Below are 15,574 nucleotides of genomic sequence, written 5' to 3' on the forward strand. Positions count from 1 at the left end.
GGTGCAAAAAGCTGTTAAAAGCCCTTTTGTAATAAAGCGCCACAATTATGTAATGAAACCGGTTTCGCTTCTTATACGCGTACTTTTTTTATAAAATCAGTTCGGTAAATCTCGCTTAGCGCAAAGGTATAATGACTGCCATCGGGCTGTAAACGGTCTGTTGTAATAATATCATGCGCATAAAACTGGACGTGTTTTACAGCTATAATGGTGGTTTTATTTATCTGACAAAAATCAGTTTCGGGCAGCAATTGCAACAGTTTCTGGAACGATGCGTTTTTAACCGTCATGCTTGTATTATCATTAAGCATAAGCAGCTTGTCGCGGCTGTCTATCTTGCTGGTAACAAAACAAAAAATCTTGTCTGTACTAATAAGTGCCTTACCCCTATCAGTATTCAACTGAATTTGTTTTGGTTTTGGAACTTCGGCCGCTTTGGGCTTTGCCATTAGGGCTGCCACTTTGTGCACGGCGTGTTCCAGGCGTTCGCGGCGCACGGGTTTTACCACATAGTCTACGGCATCGCGGTCAAAAGCATCTACAGCAAAATTTTTGTATGCGGTTGTAAAAATAACGGCCTTGCCTTTAACGGCATCAGCCACCTGAAGGCCGCTCATACCGGGCATTTCAATATCGGTAATAAGCAGGTCATAGTCCAGCCTGGCCTCTTCTTTAAGCAGTATTTCCGGGTTGTTAAAAGCCTTTACCACCTCCAGCTCCGGCATTTGTTCGCACAGCATTTTTAGCAGCGTTAGGCCCGGCAGCTCATCATCAAGCAGTAAGCATCTGATTTTTGTATTCAAGCAGGTTAATCTTTAGTTGTGCAACATAAACGTCTTCCTCGGTATAGCGATCGAGGCTAAAACACGACTTATAAATAATGCGTAGCCTTTGTTCAAGTGTGGCGGTACCTATACCGCTGTGCTGCTTGTGAAATGCCCCCTTGCCCGATATCTTGTTTGATACCGTTAGCACAAGCTCGCCGTCTTTAAACTCTATAATAATGGTAATAAAGGCGTCAGGGCTTTGCAGGTCGGCATGCTTAAAGGCATTTTCAATAAGGTCTATACAAATAAGCGGCGCCAGTATTTTTTGCTCATAAAGGGCATCAAGCTCGTCTATTTTCTTTTTTATGGTAAGCGAAAACAGCGGGCTTATTTTAATGCGGTTAATCTCAATAAGGTTCAGTGCAAACTCAATTTCTTCTTTGGGGTTTACAAAGCGGTTCTGGCTTTCATATAAAATATAATCAAGCACATTGCTAAGCTTATCCATAGCAAAATACGTTTGGTAAGCATGGCTTTGTATGGAGTTGAGTATGTTTTTGAACAGGTGCGGGTTAAGCTTAGCCTCAAGGGTTTGCAATTGTAGCGAATCAGCCTTATTTTCCATCTCCAGGAAACGGGTTTCAAGCTCTTTTTTTACCTTTTCTGATTTAAGCGTGCGCAAAATGAGCCACGCAAGGGTAATGCCCAGCAGCACAATTATACACAGCAAAAGGATAATATTTAACGGCATGGGCTATTGCTTTACAGGTTTACCGGCTTCGTTCCAGGCATCCATTCCGCCTTCAAGCTCTACAATATGTACAAAGCCCTTTTCCTTCAGCAGCTCAACCGCTTCGCTGCTGCGGCCACCGGCTTTGCAGTATACATATACCGTTTTATTTTTATCAAGGCTGTCTACGCGCTGGTTAAAATCCTTATCATAAATATGCATGTGTGTGGCATTATCAATATGGCCACTTTTATATTCTTTAGTGGTGCGCACATCAATAAGCTGGCCTTTGTGTTCAGCAATTTGCTTTTCAAAAGTGGCAGGTGCAACTTTTTCAACGCCTTTTTTTTGCTGGCCGTTGCATGAGGCAAAAGTCAGTGCTACAAACAGTATGTACAGTATATTTTTCAAACCTATTTTTTAATGGTAAACGTATCTTTAATAACAGTAAGCTGTGCCGCGGTAAACTTACCTGATTTCTTAAGCTTCTCTGTAAATACAGCTACTTCCTCGGGCGATGCTGGGCAGCCCAGGTTTTCGCCTTTATCGTTAAAAGAATCGGCCAGCAGGTTGCCTTTACTATCAAGCATTACCCAAAATGGCAGGCCGGCATCGGTACCTTTATACTTAGCCATAACCTCATCGGCACCGGGAGTTTCAAGGTTTTTCTTTTCAGGCCTTTCTTGAACGGTAAGGTGTACGGTTACGTAATTATCGTCAAACATTTTCTTGCAGGCCTCGCTTTCCATGTTCTTTTCCATTTTTTTGCACCAGCCACACCATGAGGCATGAAACATTACAAAAACGTTCTTTTTTTCTTTCTTAGCCTGTGCATAGGCATTGTTTAAAATGGTGGTAGCGTTTTCCTGGGCTGTAGAAGCTGTTACAGCAGTAAACACAAATAATACAGCTAATAAGTTTTTAAGTTTCATAAGGCTATTATTTTTAATGCAAGGTACTCAAAAAAAATTTATGCCCGAATAAAACCATTTTTAAAGAAATTACCTACTAAAAAAATTGTAAAACTTTTATAAAATTAGTCCGTTGCAAATAACACAAAATACATACATTTTTGTTATTTTCGGTGCGGATTTTCGACCAACTAAAAAAAGCTTTTTTTGTTATGAAGATGCACAGGGATATCCTTGTAATTGAAGATGATGAAGACGACAGGGAGATACTGCAGGAAATCTTCCGGGAGCTTGGCTATAAAAACAAAATTGTGTTTTTTGCCGACAGTACCGAAGCCCTTGAGTATATCCGCAGGCCGGAGGTTAACCCCTTCATCATAATTTCTGACATTAATATGCCCAAACTGGGTGGCTTTGAGCTGCGCAATATTATTTTGGACGAAGAACTGCTTAGCGATAAAGATATACCTTATATTTTTATATCTAACGCGCAGGATGAGGCATCTATCCGCGATGCAAACAAGCTGTCAATACAAGGCTACATACACAAAAGTGCAGATTACAACAACTACCGCGAAAAGATTAAGAACCTTATAGATTACTGGAAAGATAACGTTGGTTCTTTTAAGAATAAGAAGAAATAAAAAGCCCCTGCTGTTGCAAGGGCTTTTGTTTTACTGTTGCGGCTGTATAACGGGACCGTCCCACTGCATTATGCCACCTATAAGGTTGTAGGCTTTTTCAAAACCCAGCTGGTTCATAACGTTGCAGGCCTGGGCGCTACGGGCACCACTACGGCAGTATACATAATACGTTTTGCTTTTATCAAGCTCTTCAAGGGCGGCAATAAAACCCTGGCCCTGGTAAATATCTATATTAGTGGCACCGGGTATAATACCATCGTTCCACTCGTCTAAGGTGCGCACATCCAGTATTACGGCATCATCGTGCTCCTGGGTGCCCTGCCACCATTCTTGTTGCGATATATTCATATAAGGTATGGTTTAAAAAATGGGTGCTAAAATACGGATATTTTCTTTATCACTTTGTTAATCATTATCATTTTGATGTAATAATGCATAATACGATTCGCTTAATACCGCTGCCGCTTTTTCCATTTCATCTATATCCAAATGCCCAAAACCTAAGCGGGTAGCAGTGAGGTTTTTGCTTTGATATAAAATAATGTTGGGCAATAATAAACCCCGCGCAGCACACTCTCTTTTAAGCCTCATTAAACTAATATCGCCCTGCCACTCTACCCAAACGGCAAGCCCACGTGGTGGTATTTTAAACTTTATTTCACCCTTTAGCTTCCCGGCAAGCAGTTTTACAAAATAATCCCTGCGCTCTTTATAAAGCTTTGTATTTTTTTTAGAAAGCCGGTGCACCTCGCCTTCCTTAATCCACTCTGTAATAACCTGTTCTTTAACAACATCCGGTTCATGTTCCATTATGTTGCGGTGCTTTTGCAATTCGGCAATAAATGCCGGTGGGCCTGTTACAAACCCATAACCAAACCCCGGGGGCAAAGACCGCCCAAACGAACCTATATACACCACCTTACCGGCAGTATCAAAAGCGGCAAGAGGCAATACCGGATTGTTATCATAATGAAAATCAAAATCATAGTCGTCTTCAATAATAACAAACCCGTAGCTGTTGGCCAGTTCCGGTAGCTCCATCCTTCGTTTGGCACTAAGCACTGCTGTTGTTGGATAATGATAGTTTGAAGTAAGGTATAATGCCTTTATCTTGTGTTCCTTACAAACCTTTTTAAGCGCCGTGGTATTAATACCGGCGGCATCTACCGGTATGGTAATAATTTGTGCACCGCTGTCTAAAAGTGTCATGTTAGGCCTGTAATAACCGGGAGAGGCCACTACCACCTTGTCCCCTTTGCTTAATAACACCCGGGTAACAAGGTACAGGCTTATTTCATGACTGTTGGTAGTTAGCAGGTTTGCGGCAGGAATACGCAGCCCGCGTGTAAGGTTCAGGTAATTAGAAAAATGCTGCTTAAATGCCAAGTGGGTTGCCACTGTATTGTGCAGCCCCATAGTACCACTGTTTCTTTTAAGTTTAGAAACATACAACCTTGTAATTGCGGTGGTTTGCAACAGCCTTACATCGGGCAGGCCATCATTAAAAGCCAGCGGTAATTTGCTTGCCTCAGTGGGGTCTTCCAGTATGGCAGAACGGCTAAATTCAAAACCCGGGCTTGCTGCCGGGTTAGCCATTGCTGATTCTGCCCTGGGGTTTTTCTTTACCTGGGATAGTACAAATGCGCCCTTATTGGGCTGTATTTCAATCCACCCCTGCAATTCGAGGTCCTGTAGAGCCTTGATGAGTGTATTTCGGTTAACCGAAAGCAATTTGCACAAAATGCGTGTACCCGGCAGCTTGGTGCCTTCGGGCAGCAGCCCCGTTTGTATGGCTTTTATAAACTCAAATACTATTTGCAGGTACAACGCTGTGGGCTCCTGTGGTTTCAGGCTGATAAAGCTTTTAAAGGGAATTTTAACCGGACTACTCATTATTATTAAACTGGTACACTTTAGTGGTACGGCAAGGTATTACTTTTGGCAAAAACTTTAACCCATGAAACAATTTTATTTTAGTACACTGCTGCTGTTTAGTGCTGCACTATATGCACAAACCGAAAACGACAGCATTACTATGAATGAACTTATTATAAACGAAAACCGCTTCAGCACGCCGCTTTCCAAGCAAAACCGTAATGTTTATGTTATAGATAAAGCCGAAATTGAGAAACTGCCCGCCCGGTCTTTAAACGAAATACTTCAGTATGCCAATGGTGTAGACATAAGGCAAAGGGGGCCGTTTGGCAGCCAGGCAGATATAAGCATAGACGGTGGCAGCTTTGAGCAAACTGTGGTACTTATTAACGGTGCCAAGATTATAGATTCGCAAACGGCGCACAACATGCTAAACCTGCCCATTCCGGCTGAAATAATAGAGCGCATAGAAATAATACGTGGGCCTGCCGCCAGGGTATACGGTATTAATAGCCTTACCGGCGCCATTAACATCATTACCAAAAAGCCTACAGATTCTGGGGTACTGTTAAGCACCTATGCCGGTTCTAACTTTGAAAAAGATGCCGATAATACCAATAACACTTTCTATGGCAGCGGGTTGCAGCTGGGTGGGGTATTGAGCAAAGAAAAGCATCAGCACTCGCTTTTTGTTTCGCACGATAAGAGCAACGGCTACCGTTATAATACCGGTTTCGAAAACAATAAGCTGTTTTACCAGGGTAACGTGCAGGTTAACAGCAATAATGAGGTTTCGGGCTCATTTGGCTATATCAAAAACGGCTTCGGGGCTAATGGCTTCTATGCCGCACCGGGCGACATAAACTCCCACGAGGTAGTGCAAACCACCTTTGCATCGGTACAGTCTAAGCACAAACTATCTGATAAATGGGCACTTACACCGCGTGTAAGCTACCGTTACAACTTTGACGACTACCGTTATTTTGGCAACGGAAACCTCAGTTCGGGCAGGAGCCTGCACTACACAAACTCTGTTGCAGCAGAGCTAAACACCTCATACAAAACAAGTAAGGGAGAATTTGGCTTTGGCGCCGAGGGCAGAAATGAGGATATTAACTCTACCAGCATAGGCCTGCACAACCGCAACAACTTTGGCGTATATGCCGAATACCGTACCACTTTCTTCGAAAAGCTGAACGTTAACATAGGCAGCTACCTTAACTATAACTCCGACTATAACTGGCAGTTATACCCCGGTATTGATGCCGGTTATGCCCTTACCGATGCTTTTAAAATAATAGGTAACATAGGCACCAGCCAGCGAATACCCTCATTTACAGACCTATACCTTGACCAGCGCCCCGGCAATATAGGCAACCCTACCCTCGATTCTGAGAACGCTTTTCAGAGTGAGCTGGGTTTCAAATACTTAAAGGGCAGTTTTAGCTTCAATGCCAACTATTTCTACAGGAATATCACCAATTTTATAGACTGGACCCGCAACGTTACTACCGAACCATGGCAAAGCCAGAACTTTGGAGACCTGGTTACCAATGGGTTAAACATGCGCAGCAGCTACAGCACCAGCCTTTCTGCCGAAAGCAATCTCACTATTAACCTGGGATACAGCTACTTAGACTCTGAGTTTAAAAACATACAGCTGGATGTAGCCTCAAAATACCTGATTTCATCACTTAAACACCAGGTAACCAACACCTTAAACTACCAATACAACAAATTTTCAGTACTGTTTGCCACCCGCTTTAACGAGAGGGCTACCGGTGCCACATATTGGGTTAACGACTTCAGGATCAGCCAGAAATTCAATGATTTTACGGTATTTGTAGATGCCCAGAACATTTTTAACACCACTTATTTTGAGGCAGGCGCCATTCCGTTGCCGGCAAGATGGTGTAGCGCAGGGGTAAAATTTGTTACTTTTTAGGCTGACAAAAACCAGGAATATACTTACAATTTAAACTCCAAAAGTGCTTAATTTTTCACTTTTGGAGTTTGGATTTACGGTGTGAAATATCAAAAACCGAAAACCGGGTAAAAAGCAGTATTTTTAAAACCTAAAATTTTAAAAATGTTGCTTCGGTTTATAAAACATCTTTATACCCTTTTTTGTATTGCGGTGCTGTTTACCCTTTTTTCAGGATGCACACAAACCGGCAATGTAAAAACCATAAAAATTGGCTTCAGCCAGGCCATGACTACCGATGAGTGGCGCAGGCAGATGAACAAGTCCATGCAGGTAGAGGCATCGCTGCACCCCGAAGTAGCCCTTGAAATTAAGGATGCCCAAAACAACGTTGCCGCCCAGATTAAAGATATAGAAAGCTTTATAGCCAATGGTGTAGATGTAATTATAGTTTCGCCCATTGAGGCCAAACCGCTTTCGGCAGTAATCCAGAAAGCCATAAGCAGCGGCATACCCGTACTGGCCGTAGACCGCAAGACTGATAACGAGGCCTTTACCGCATTCCTTGGGGCTGATAACATTGAGGTAGGCCGCAACGCCGCCAGCTACATCGTGGCCAATACCACCGGCAATGTAGACATTATAGAAATCACCGGCCTTAAAACCTCTTCCCCCGCTTATGAGCGCAGCCTGGGCTTTAGCCAGGTGCTGGCGCGCAACAGCAGGCTGCACCTTACCCAAACCGTTAATGCCGACTGGGAGGAACCCGCAGCCAAAACCGCCTTTAAGCAGGCATTGCAGGCCAACCCCAACACCCAGTATGTTTTTGCCCATAACGACCGCATGGCCCTGGGCGCTTGGCAGGCTGCCAAAGAGCTGGGCCTTGACGGCATAAACATTATAGGGGTAGATGCCCTAAACACCCCTAACGGCGGTATAGAGCTGGTAAAACAGGGAGTGCTTACCGCCACACTGCTCTACCCTAACGGTGGCAACGAGGCCATAAGGCTGGCCATGAGCATTTATAAGCGTGAGCCTTTTGCTAAAAACAACCTGCTCAGCACCATTGTGGTAGACCGCAATAATGCTGATATTATTAAAAACCAGGCCGATAAGGTGGCTCAGCAGCAGCAGGTTATAGAAAACCAGCTTAAGGCCATAAAGGTTCAGGAGCAGGAGTTTGCGTCCCAAAACCTTTTGGTTAAGCTGCTTACGTTTTTCCTGGTTATTATCTTTAGCCTGGCCGTTTACAGTATTTACAGCACCCTGTCGCTTTCGCAGAAGAAAAAGCAGCTTGAGGCTACCAACACCACCGTTACCAGCCAGAAAAACGAAATTGAGGCTATGGCCGCAGCAGCACGCCATGCAAACGAAGCGCGCCTGGGCTTTTTTACCGGCCTGAGCCACGAGTTTAAAACACCGCTTACGCTGATAATGAGCTATGCCGAATCGCTCAGTGAAAACAATAGGGTTAAAAGCACACCGCTAACGGACGAGGTTAAGCTCATCTACAACAATTCTGAAAGGCTGCTGCGGCTGGTTAACCAGTTGCTGGATTTCAGGCAGGTAGAAGAGCAAAAGCTCAGCCTGCATGCCGCACCTGCCAACCTGTATGATTTTACCCTTGCACTTATGGCGCATTTTAAAGGCGAGGCCACACGCCGCAACATTGCCTTTACCGTAGTGTGCAGCAACCAAAATATAGAGGCTTATATAGACCGCAACCTTATGGATAAGGTGTATTTTAACCTGATGGGAAACGCCTTTAAGTTTACGCCCGATAACGGCACCATAACCATCTCACTTACCGAAACACCTGACGACGTGCAGGTAACGGTTAAAGACAGCGGCATTGGCATCCCTGAAAAGGAGCTACAGCTCATTTTTAACCCGTTTTACAGGGCATCTAACAACACGCGCAACAGCTCGGGCATTGGGCTTAGCATATCAAGGGAGTTTGTACAGCTGCACGGCGGCACGTTAGAAGCCACATCCCACCACGGGGCGGCATTTACCCTTACCCTGCAAAAAGGCAGCACACACCTGGCGGCAGCGCAAATTACAACGGCACAAAATAGTGCTACCCCTGCCCTGCTGCACGATATTGAAAGTGAAGTGCCGCCTGTTGCCCATCGCCCGGCAGCCGAAAAACACACCCTGCTTGTGGTGGAAGACCACCCCGACCTGGTTAACTTTTTAAGCAGTAAACTGTCAGATGGCTACGAGGTGCTAACCAGCGATGGTACAGATGCCGTAACCCTTGCCCTGCACAACATACCCGATATTATTATTTGCGATGTAAACCTTAACGGAACCGATGGTTTTGAAATAAGCCGCACGCTGAAGAAAGACCTGCGCACATCGCACATACCCATTTTAATGCTCACAGCGCTTAGCAATAAGGAGTCGGTTTTAAAAGGGTTGCAGGCCGGTGCCGATGGCTACCTTACCAAACCATTCAGCCTTGCGGTATTGCAGCAATCACTCGAAAACCTGCTATACAACCGCGAAAAGCTGCGCTATTACTATACCAACAACATTTACAAGATAGCCACTGAAACCCGTTTTGGCAATGCCGAACAGGATTTTGTAACCAAAATGAACGGTGTTATTGCTCAGAATATGGATAACCCAGCCTTTTCGGTTGAAGAACTCGCCGAAAAAATGGGCGTATCGCGCGTGCAGCTGTACCGCAAGGTAAAAGCATTAATGGGCATCAGCATTAGCGACCATATTAACAACATACGCCTTGAGAAGGCTTCAGAAATGCTTAAGAACGCTTCCCTTAACGTTAGCGAAGTGGCCTATGCTTTGGGTTATTCATCGCCCAATTATTTCTCTACGGCCTTTAAAAACAAGTTTGGCGTTTCGCCTAAAGATTACAGGTAGGCAGTAATGTATAATGATACCAAAACTTACGTTTTACCGTGTATCAAAAACTAAAGTTGTGTAACATTACCGCAACTATAACGATGTAAACTATAATGTTTTCGGAATCATAAACATTTAAAATAAAACACTTTACAACCAAAACATTTTAAATACACACAACAGGTTACATAATTGAAACAGGATTAAAAACCCGCCGCTCTATTTCGGCCTACTTTAGCCCTGAATCAATTATCCTTTCTGTATGAACAAAATCGTTATATGGTCGGTTATCGCCGCCCTGGCAGGTTTCCTGTTTGGTTTTGATACCGTTGTTATTTCAGGCGCCGACCAGCAGTTGCAGCAGCTGTGGCACTCCAGCGATGCCTTTCACGGCTCGGTAGTAATGGGTATGGCCCTGTGGGGCACGGTTGTGGGCGCTATTTTTGGCGGCATCCCTACCAATGCCATCGGGCGCAAAAATACCCTGTTATGGATTGGCGCACTTTACTTTGTATCGGCCATTGGCTCTGCCCTGGTAAACGACCCGTATACTTTTGCCGCCTTCCGTTTTCTGGGTGGGCTTGGCGTAGGTGCCTCTACCATTGCCGCACCGGCGTATGTGTCTGAAATTGCCCCGGCTGAAAAGCGCGGCCGCCTGGTGGCGCTGTACCAGTTCAACATTGTCTTGGGCATACTGGTGGCCTTTGTTTCCAACTACTTTTTAAAAGACATAGGCACAAACGCCTGGCGCTGGATGCTGGGTGTACAGGCTTTCCCGGCACTTATCTACACCGCCCTTATGGCTACCGTGCCCAAGAGCCCACGCTGGCTATTGAGCAAGCTGCGTTATGACGAAGCCCGTAAGGTGCTTGCCGTTATCAATCCACAGGCCGATATAGAAACCCTTATGCTGGAACAAAACCAGGAACAGGACAGTGCCGGTGAAACCCTGTTTTCTAAAAAATACCGTTTCCCACTACTTTTGGCATTCCTTATCGCGTTTTTTAACCAGTTTTCGGGCATTAATGCGTTTTTATACTACGCACCCCGCATTTTTAAGGAAGCCGGCCTGGGCGATAGCACCGCACTACTAAGCAGCATAGGTATAGGCATCATCAACCTGGTTTTTACCCTTGTGGGCGTTGCGCTTATCGACAAATTTGGCCGCAGGCTGCTCATGTACATTGGGTCGGTGGGCTATATCATATCGTTAGGGTTAGTGTCGGCCGCATTTTACTTTGGGTGGGGTGGCATGGCAGTACCTGGCTTCTTGTTCCTGTTCATCGCGGCACACGCCATCGGGCAGGGCGCGGTAATATGGGTATTTATATCAGAAATTTTCCCTAACCATATCCGCGCATCGGGTCAGGCATTTGGCAGTTCGGTACACTGGGTACTGGCAGCCATAATCCCGTCGCTCGTGCCGGTACTGTTTAACACCATAGGTGCATGGGTGGTATTCCTTATCTTTACCGTCATGATGGTGTTCCAGCTGCTTTTTGTGGCCTTCCTGATGCCCGAAACCAAAGGCAAATCGCTTGAAGAACTTAGCAAACAACTCATTAAATAGCATAAACCAAACCTCAAGATGAACACTAAAAAACTAATACTTAGCGCCATAAGCAGCATGGCTATTTTTACGGCACAGGCTCAAATACCAAAAGAGGCTGAAGAAGCCCACTACAGGCCCAACTACCACTTTACACCAAAAGCCAACTGGATGAACGACCCTAACGGCCTTTTTTATGCCGATGGCGTGTACCACCAGTATTTTCAGTACTGGCCGTATGGCAACCTGTGGGGGCCTATGCACTGGGGCCATGCCACCAGCAAAGACCTTGTAACCTGGGAAGAACAGCCCATTGCCCTGTACCCTGACCGTTTTGGGTATATCTTTTCGGGCAGTGCGGTATATGATGTAAACAACACCAGCGGCTTTGGCAAGGATGGCAAAATTCCGGCTATTGCCGTATTTACCTACCACGACCCCGTTAAGGCAAAGGCAGGCAAGACCGATGTGGAAAGCCAGGGCATTGCCTACTCGCTCGACAACGGCCTTACCTGGACCAAGTATGACGAAGGCAACCCGGTACTTAAAAACCCCGGTATACGTGATTTCCGCGACCCAAAGGTATCGTGGGACTGGCAACACAACCAATGGGTAATGATTGTAGCTGCAAAAGACCGTGCGCAGCTGTATGCATCGGCCAACCTGAAGGACTGGAAATTTTTAAGTGAATTTGAAGAAAAGGTAACCCCGCACGGCGTTTGGGAATGCCCTGATTTCTTCCCGCTTACCGTAAAAGGCAGTAAAGAAGTAAAGTGGGTACTGGTGCAAAGCTACAATCCCGGCGGTGTTAACGGCGGCAGCGGCACACAATATTTTATAGGCGATTTTGACGGTACTACATTCACCGTTGATAAAACCTATGCCGAGCGTTTTGCCAAAGAAAAAGGCATCTGGCTTGATTATGGGCACGATAATTATGCGGGCGTAACGTGGGGCAACTCACCTAACGAGCGCGAAAAAAAATACATGACCGCCTGGATGATAAACCTTAACTATGGCTTTGACCAGCCTACCACCATTTGGCGCGGCATGAACTCCGTGGTAAAAGAGCTGGAGCTTATAAAAGACAAAAACGGCTACAGGCTTAGCATTGCCCCTGTGGAGTCGCTTAAAAAGTATATCGCTTCAACTGAAACGGTTAAGAAACTTTCGGTTAACAAAACCGCTACCCTGCCCACCGGTACATTAGACCTTGCAAAATCTGAAATTAACCTCGACCTCAAAGGCCTTAAAGACGGCGCTTATACCTTTACGCTTTCTAACAAAGACGGCGAAAGCCTTAAATTTGGCCTAGACAACACCAACAAGGTATTTTTTATAGACCGTTCTCAAAGCAGCAAGGGCACTATGTTTGAAAACCGTACCGCCGACCCTGCAAAAATGCCGCTTTTTAGCGCGCAAAAGGAGGTTAGCCTTAAAATACTGTTAGACAAAACATCTATCGAAATATTTTACAACAACGGCGAAAGGCTCATGACCGAGATTTTCTTTCCAAATAACCCGTTTACAACCCTTACGGTAGATGGCCCGGGCACGTTTAGCATAGAAAACCTGGTTATGCACCAGTTTGATTTTAAGAAGTAGTATCTTCACGTGATTAATATATAGTATGGATTCAAAAATAAAGGCCGTATCGTTTGGCGAGGTGCTGTGGGATGTTTTCGGTACCGAGAAGAAAATAGGCGGCGCCCCGCTAAACCTTGCCCTGCGCATGCAGAGCCTGGGCTGCGATGCCGCCATGATTAGCGCCATTGGCAACGACCACGACGGCCAAAATATAATAGACTACGTGCAGGGCAAAGGCCTTGACACCGCCGGTATTGTAACCGTTGAGGGCTACCCCACCGGGCTGGTACAGGTACACCTTAACGAGCACGGCAGCGCCAGTTATGATATTAGCTACCCCTCTGCATGGGATAAAATAGCCCTTAACAAAAGCGCCCGCAACCTTGCCGAAAGCGCCCACGTAATAATATACGGCAGCCTTGCCTGCCGCGATTTGGTAAGTCAACAGGCATTGGCAGAACTGCTGCAATACAACACGTTTAAGGTGTTTGATGTTAACCTGCGCAAGCCGCACTACAGCCTTGAAACCCTTAAAACACTGATGCAACCGGCAGATTTTATCAAGTTTAACGATGATGAGCTGCTGGAAATCGCGGCGGCATTGGGTTCAACTTCCGATAGTCTGGAAGAAAATATACACTACGTATACAAATGGCTCAACAAGGCTGATGTAAAAGGCATTTGCGTTACTCGTGGGGCACACGGCGCGCTCTTATTTTGGGAGGGACAGCTGTATGACAACGGCGGCTACAAAGTAACCGTTGCCGATACCGTAGGCGCGGGCGACTCATTCCTGGCAACGCTGATTATGAAACTGCTAAGCGGCCTGCCACCCCACAAAGCGCTTGATTATGCCTGTGCCATGGGCGCTCTTGTGGCGGCATCGCCCGGGGCAAACCCACATATTGAAGACACACAGGTAGAAAACTTGATTGCAAACGGGCAATAAAAATCAAAAGGAGATTGTAAGAATAACAATCTCCTTTTATTTTTGCATCAATATTTTTTGGCCCGCATACTTTATTTTAAAGTAGTGAGTTATGTACGTATGGAAAACAGCAAACTTGTAAAAAAACTCAGACAAGGCGACCAAAAAGCCTACAAAGAGGTCTACATGGCCTACTTTGACCGTCTGGTGCAGGTTGCAAAAAAGTTTGACTTTAAGTTCCTTACCCCGCAGGACCTGGTTCAGGAAACCTTTCTGCACCTCTACAAACAGCGCGATTTACTAAAAGAAGATGTTTTGTTTGATAAGCAGCTTTTCGTTATCTGCAAAAACCTGATTATAAACCATCTTAACCGCGAAAACAAGGTTATTCCGCTCGACCCGCATAAATTTTCGCTTCCGGAAGAAGAAACCACACAGCCTGATTTTGAAACCCAAAGAAACAGGCTAAACCACCTGCTGGAACAGCTGCCGGAGCAGCAGCGCAAAATATTTACACTGCACAAGCTGGACAACTACTCCTATCGTGAAATAGCTGAAATTACTAACCTTTCAGAGAAAACAATAGCCAACCACATTTACCTCGCCACAAAATTTATAAAAAATAGTTAGCCTTTCATTAGGAACTTTTTTCTGCCCGTTTGTTATACCCTAAAATAACAGCAACATGGGGCTTGAAATCTTTAAAACTAACGTTACCACACAGCAACAGGCAGACTACCTGCTGTTGCTTTTGCGCCAGCGCATATCTGACGGTATTATTTATTTCTACCCGCAAGGCACGGTGCATACCTGCCACATACAAACCAACCGGGACATTACAGATATAGCCTGTGCCTTTTTTAACAAGGAAGGGTTTGACTGCCAGAAACTTTAAAAAAACATACCATGGACGAAAAAGACATTGAGAAGAAGATGCAGGAAGCCTGGAACGCCCCGGTAACTGAACAGCCGCAAGGCGATAAAGAGGCACTATGGCAGCAGTTTGCAGCAGAGGCTTTCCCGGCCAGGAAAAAGCGCAGGCTACTGTTATACCCTGTGGCAGCGGTGCTTGCCGTAGCGCTGTGCATTACGGCTTATTTTTCGCAAAACGGCACAAACGGCAGCAACAATACATTGGCATATAGCATAATAGAAAACCCGTCATCAATCATTAAAACAGTTATATTGCCCGATAGCTCGGTTGTAGAACTCGAACCCGGTGCCGAAATCCGCTACAGCGAAAAATTTGGCCAAAACCGCAAAGTAGCGCTAACCGGCCATGCTTTCTTTAATGTAAAAAAAGACAAACAACACCCGTTTAGCGTGGCTTGTGGCGCAACAACCACAACCGTACTGGGCACCTGCTTTACCATAAATGGCACTGTAAACAACACCGTGCAGGTAAACCTGTATGAGGGCCGCGTGCAAATGACCGTTAAAGGCAACAACAGCAGCTGGATACTATCGCCCGGGGAAGAATTTGTATACAAAAATGGCAAGGCATCTGTTGAAGCATTTAGCCGTTTCCGCGATTTTAATGATACCGAACTGAACACCATAATAGCCTATATTAAAGACACATACGGCTATACTACCCATATACCCGCAGAATACCTTCAGAAAAAAATCACGCTGCGGCTGAATAAAAAGGAGAACCTTGAGAATGTAGTGGGCATTATTGCCCAGATGTATGACTTAAAACCAACTATAGATGAAAAAACAAAGAAGATAACCCTACAGTAAAAACGCAAAAGGATGATAGCCGCGAAACTAAACATCCTTTCCTGA

General features: G+C 45.3%; 15 protein-coding genes. 9 read left to right on the plus strand and 6 right to left on the minus strand.

Features of this window, described 5'->3' with window-relative positions; all coding sequences use genetic code 11:
- Nucleotides 1–71 precede the first annotated feature (71 nt).
- Genes AM279_RS06270 through AM279_RS06285 form a run of 4 tightly spaced genes read right to left on the minus strand, consistent with a single transcriptional unit; the run spans nt 72 to nt 2,429 of the window.
- A complete protein-coding gene (locus tag AM279_RS06270) occupies nt 72–803 on the minus strand; it encodes a LytR/AlgR family response regulator transcription factor (RefSeq protein WP_054406892.1) in 732 nt (243 codons plus the stop codon).
- Nucleotides 772–1,518 (minus strand): sensor histidine kinase, encoded by a 747-nt coding sequence (locus AM279_RS06275; protein WP_054406893.1) that lies wholly within the window; start codon nt 1,516–1,518, stop codon nt 772–774. Before AM279_RS06275 ends, AM279_RS06270 begins: the two co-directional genes overlap by 32 nt.
- A 3-nt stretch (nt 1,519–1,521) precedes the next feature.
- The gene (locus tag AM279_RS06280; protein ID WP_054406894.1) at nt 1,522–1,908 is read right to left on the minus strand and encodes a rhodanese-like domain-containing protein; all 387 of its coding nucleotides are present in this window, start codon (nt 1,906–1,908) and stop codon (nt 1,522–1,524) included.
- A 2-nt stretch (nt 1,909–1,910) separates the two neighbouring features.
- Nucleotides 1,911–2,429 carry a thioredoxin family protein gene (locus tag AM279_RS06285; RefSeq protein ID WP_054406895.1) on the minus strand — a complete coding sequence of 173 codons (519 nt, stop codon included), beginning with the start codon at nt 2,427–2,429 and terminating at the stop codon, nt 1,911–1,913.
- 191 nt (nt 2,430–2,620) lie between these two features.
- On the opposite strand from AM279_RS06285, the gene AM279_RS06290 reads away from it, so the two are divergent.
- A complete protein-coding gene (locus AM279_RS06290; protein ID WP_054406896.1) occupies nt 2,621–3,052 on the plus strand; it encodes a response regulator in 432 nt (143 codons plus the stop codon).
- Nucleotides 3,053–3,082: 30 nt separating this feature from the next.
- Here the strand turns inward: AM279_RS06290 and AM279_RS06295 are convergent, their stop codons facing one another.
- Together AM279_RS06295 and AM279_RS06300 are read right to left on the minus strand one after the other, a co-directional pair.
- Nucleotides 3,083–3,400 (minus strand): rhodanese-like domain-containing protein, encoded by a 318-nt coding sequence (locus AM279_RS06295; RefSeq protein ID WP_054406897.1) that lies wholly within the window; start codon nt 3,398–3,400, stop codon nt 3,083–3,085.
- A gap of 57 nt (nt 3,401–3,457) precedes the next feature.
- Nucleotides 3,458–4,945, minus strand: a complete 1,488-nt coding sequence (locus tag AM279_RS06300) for an aminotransferase-like domain-containing protein (protein ID WP_054406898.1) — start codon at nt 4,943–4,945, stop codon at nt 3,458–3,460.
- Between the two features lie 64 nt (nt 4,946–5,009).
- On the opposite strand from AM279_RS06300, the gene AM279_RS06305 reads away from it, so the two are divergent.
- The 8 genes from AM279_RS06305 to AM279_RS06340 all read left to right on the plus strand — a co-directional run bounded on the left by AM279_RS06305 (nt 5,010) and on the right by AM279_RS06340 (nt 15,529).
- The gene (locus AM279_RS06305) at nt 5,010–6,872 is read left to right on the plus strand and encodes a TonB-dependent receptor plug domain-containing protein (RefSeq protein WP_054406899.1); all 1,863 of its coding nucleotides are present in this window, start codon (nt 5,010–5,012) and stop codon (nt 6,870–6,872) included.
- Between the two features lie 144 nt (nt 6,873–7,016).
- A complete protein-coding gene (locus AM279_RS06310) occupies nt 7,017–9,740 on the plus strand; it encodes a substrate-binding domain-containing protein (protein ID WP_054406900.1) in 2,724 nt (907 codons plus the stop codon).
- A 244-nt stretch (nt 9,741–9,984) separates the two neighbouring features.
- Complete coding sequence (locus tag AM279_RS06315) at nt 9,985–11,292, plus strand: sugar porter family MFS transporter (RefSeq protein ID WP_054406901.1); 1,308 nt, start codon at nt 9,985–9,987, stop codon at nt 11,290–11,292.
- A gap of 18 nt (nt 11,293–11,310) precedes the next feature.
- Complete coding sequence (locus tag AM279_RS06320; protein ID WP_054406902.1) at nt 11,311–12,876, plus strand: glycoside hydrolase family 32 protein; 1,566 nt, start codon at nt 11,311–11,313, stop codon at nt 12,874–12,876.
- A gap of 25 nt (nt 12,877–12,901) precedes the next feature.
- Entirely contained in the window at nt 12,902–13,807 is a 906-nt protein-coding gene (locus tag AM279_RS06325) for a carbohydrate kinase family protein (RefSeq protein WP_054406903.1), read from the plus strand.
- A 99-nt stretch (nt 13,808–13,906) separates the two neighbouring features.
- Nucleotides 13,907–14,416 carry an RNA polymerase sigma factor gene (locus tag AM279_RS06330; protein ID WP_054410166.1) on the plus strand — a complete coding sequence of 170 codons (510 nt, stop codon included), beginning with the start codon at nt 13,907–13,909 and terminating at the stop codon, nt 14,414–14,416.
- Between the two features lie 55 nt (nt 14,417–14,471).
- On the plus strand, nt 14,472–14,681 hold the full coding sequence (locus AM279_RS06335) for a hypothetical protein (RefSeq protein WP_054406904.1): 210 nt from the start codon (nt 14,472–14,474) through the stop codon (nt 14,679–14,681).
- Between the two features lie 11 nt (nt 14,682–14,692).
- Nucleotides 14,693–15,529 (plus strand): FecR family protein, encoded by an 837-nt coding sequence (locus tag AM279_RS06340; RefSeq protein WP_054406905.1) that lies wholly within the window; start codon nt 14,693–14,695, stop codon nt 15,527–15,529.
- Nucleotides 15,530–15,574 lie beyond the last annotated feature (45 nt).

The organism is Flavobacterium akiainvivens (assembly GCF_001278115.1).
Classification (GTDB): domain Bacteria; phylum Bacteroidota; class Bacteroidia; order Flavobacteriales; family Flavobacteriaceae; genus Flavobacterium; species Flavobacterium akiainvivens.

Excerpts from the sequence above, each read along its gene's own strand:
- AM279_RS06275 (WP_054406893.1), bottom strand. The coding sequence starts at position 1,518 with ATGCCGTTAAATATTATCCTTTTGCTGTGTATAATTGTGCTGCTGGGC.
- AM279_RS06285 (WP_054406895.1), bottom strand. The coding sequence starts at position 2,429 with ATGAAACTTAAAAACTTATTAGCTGTATTATTTGTGTTTACTGCTGTA.
- AM279_RS06290 (WP_054406896.1), top strand. The coding sequence starts at position 2,621 with ATGAAGATGCACAGGGATATCCTTGTAATTGAAGATGATGAAGACGAC.
- AM279_RS06295 (WP_054406897.1), bottom strand. The coding sequence starts at position 3,400 with ATGAATATATCGCAACAAGAATGGTGGCAGGGCACCCAGGAGCACGAT.
- AM279_RS06300 (WP_054406898.1), bottom strand. The coding sequence starts at position 4,945 with ATGAGTAGTCCGGTTAAAATTCCCTTTAAAAGCTTTATCAGCCTGAAA.
- AM279_RS06305 (WP_054406899.1), top strand. The coding sequence starts at position 5,010 with ATGAAACAATTTTATTTTAGTACACTGCTGCTGTTTAGTGCTGCACTA.
- AM279_RS06310 (WP_054406900.1), top strand. The coding sequence starts at position 7,017 with ATGTTGCTTCGGTTTATAAAACATCTTTATACCCTTTTTTGTATTGCG.
- AM279_RS06315 (WP_054406901.1), top strand. The coding sequence starts at position 9,985 with ATGAACAAAATCGTTATATGGTCGGTTATCGCCGCCCTGGCAGGTTTC.
- AM279_RS06320 (WP_054406902.1), top strand. The coding sequence starts at position 11,311 with ATGAACACTAAAAAACTAATACTTAGCGCCATAAGCAGCATGGCTATT.
- AM279_RS06325 (WP_054406903.1), top strand. The coding sequence starts at position 12,902 with ATGGATTCAAAAATAAAGGCCGTATCGTTTGGCGAGGTGCTGTGGGAT.
- AM279_RS06330 (WP_054410166.1), top strand. The coding sequence starts at position 13,907 with ATGGAAAACAGCAAACTTGTAAAAAAACTCAGACAAGGCGACCAAAAA.
- AM279_RS06335 (WP_054406904.1), top strand. The coding sequence starts at position 14,472 with ATGGGGCTTGAAATCTTTAAAACTAACGTTACCACACAGCAACAGGCA.
- AM279_RS06340 (WP_054406905.1), top strand. The coding sequence starts at position 14,693 with ATGGACGAAAAAGACATTGAGAAGAAGATGCAGGAAGCCTGGAACGCC.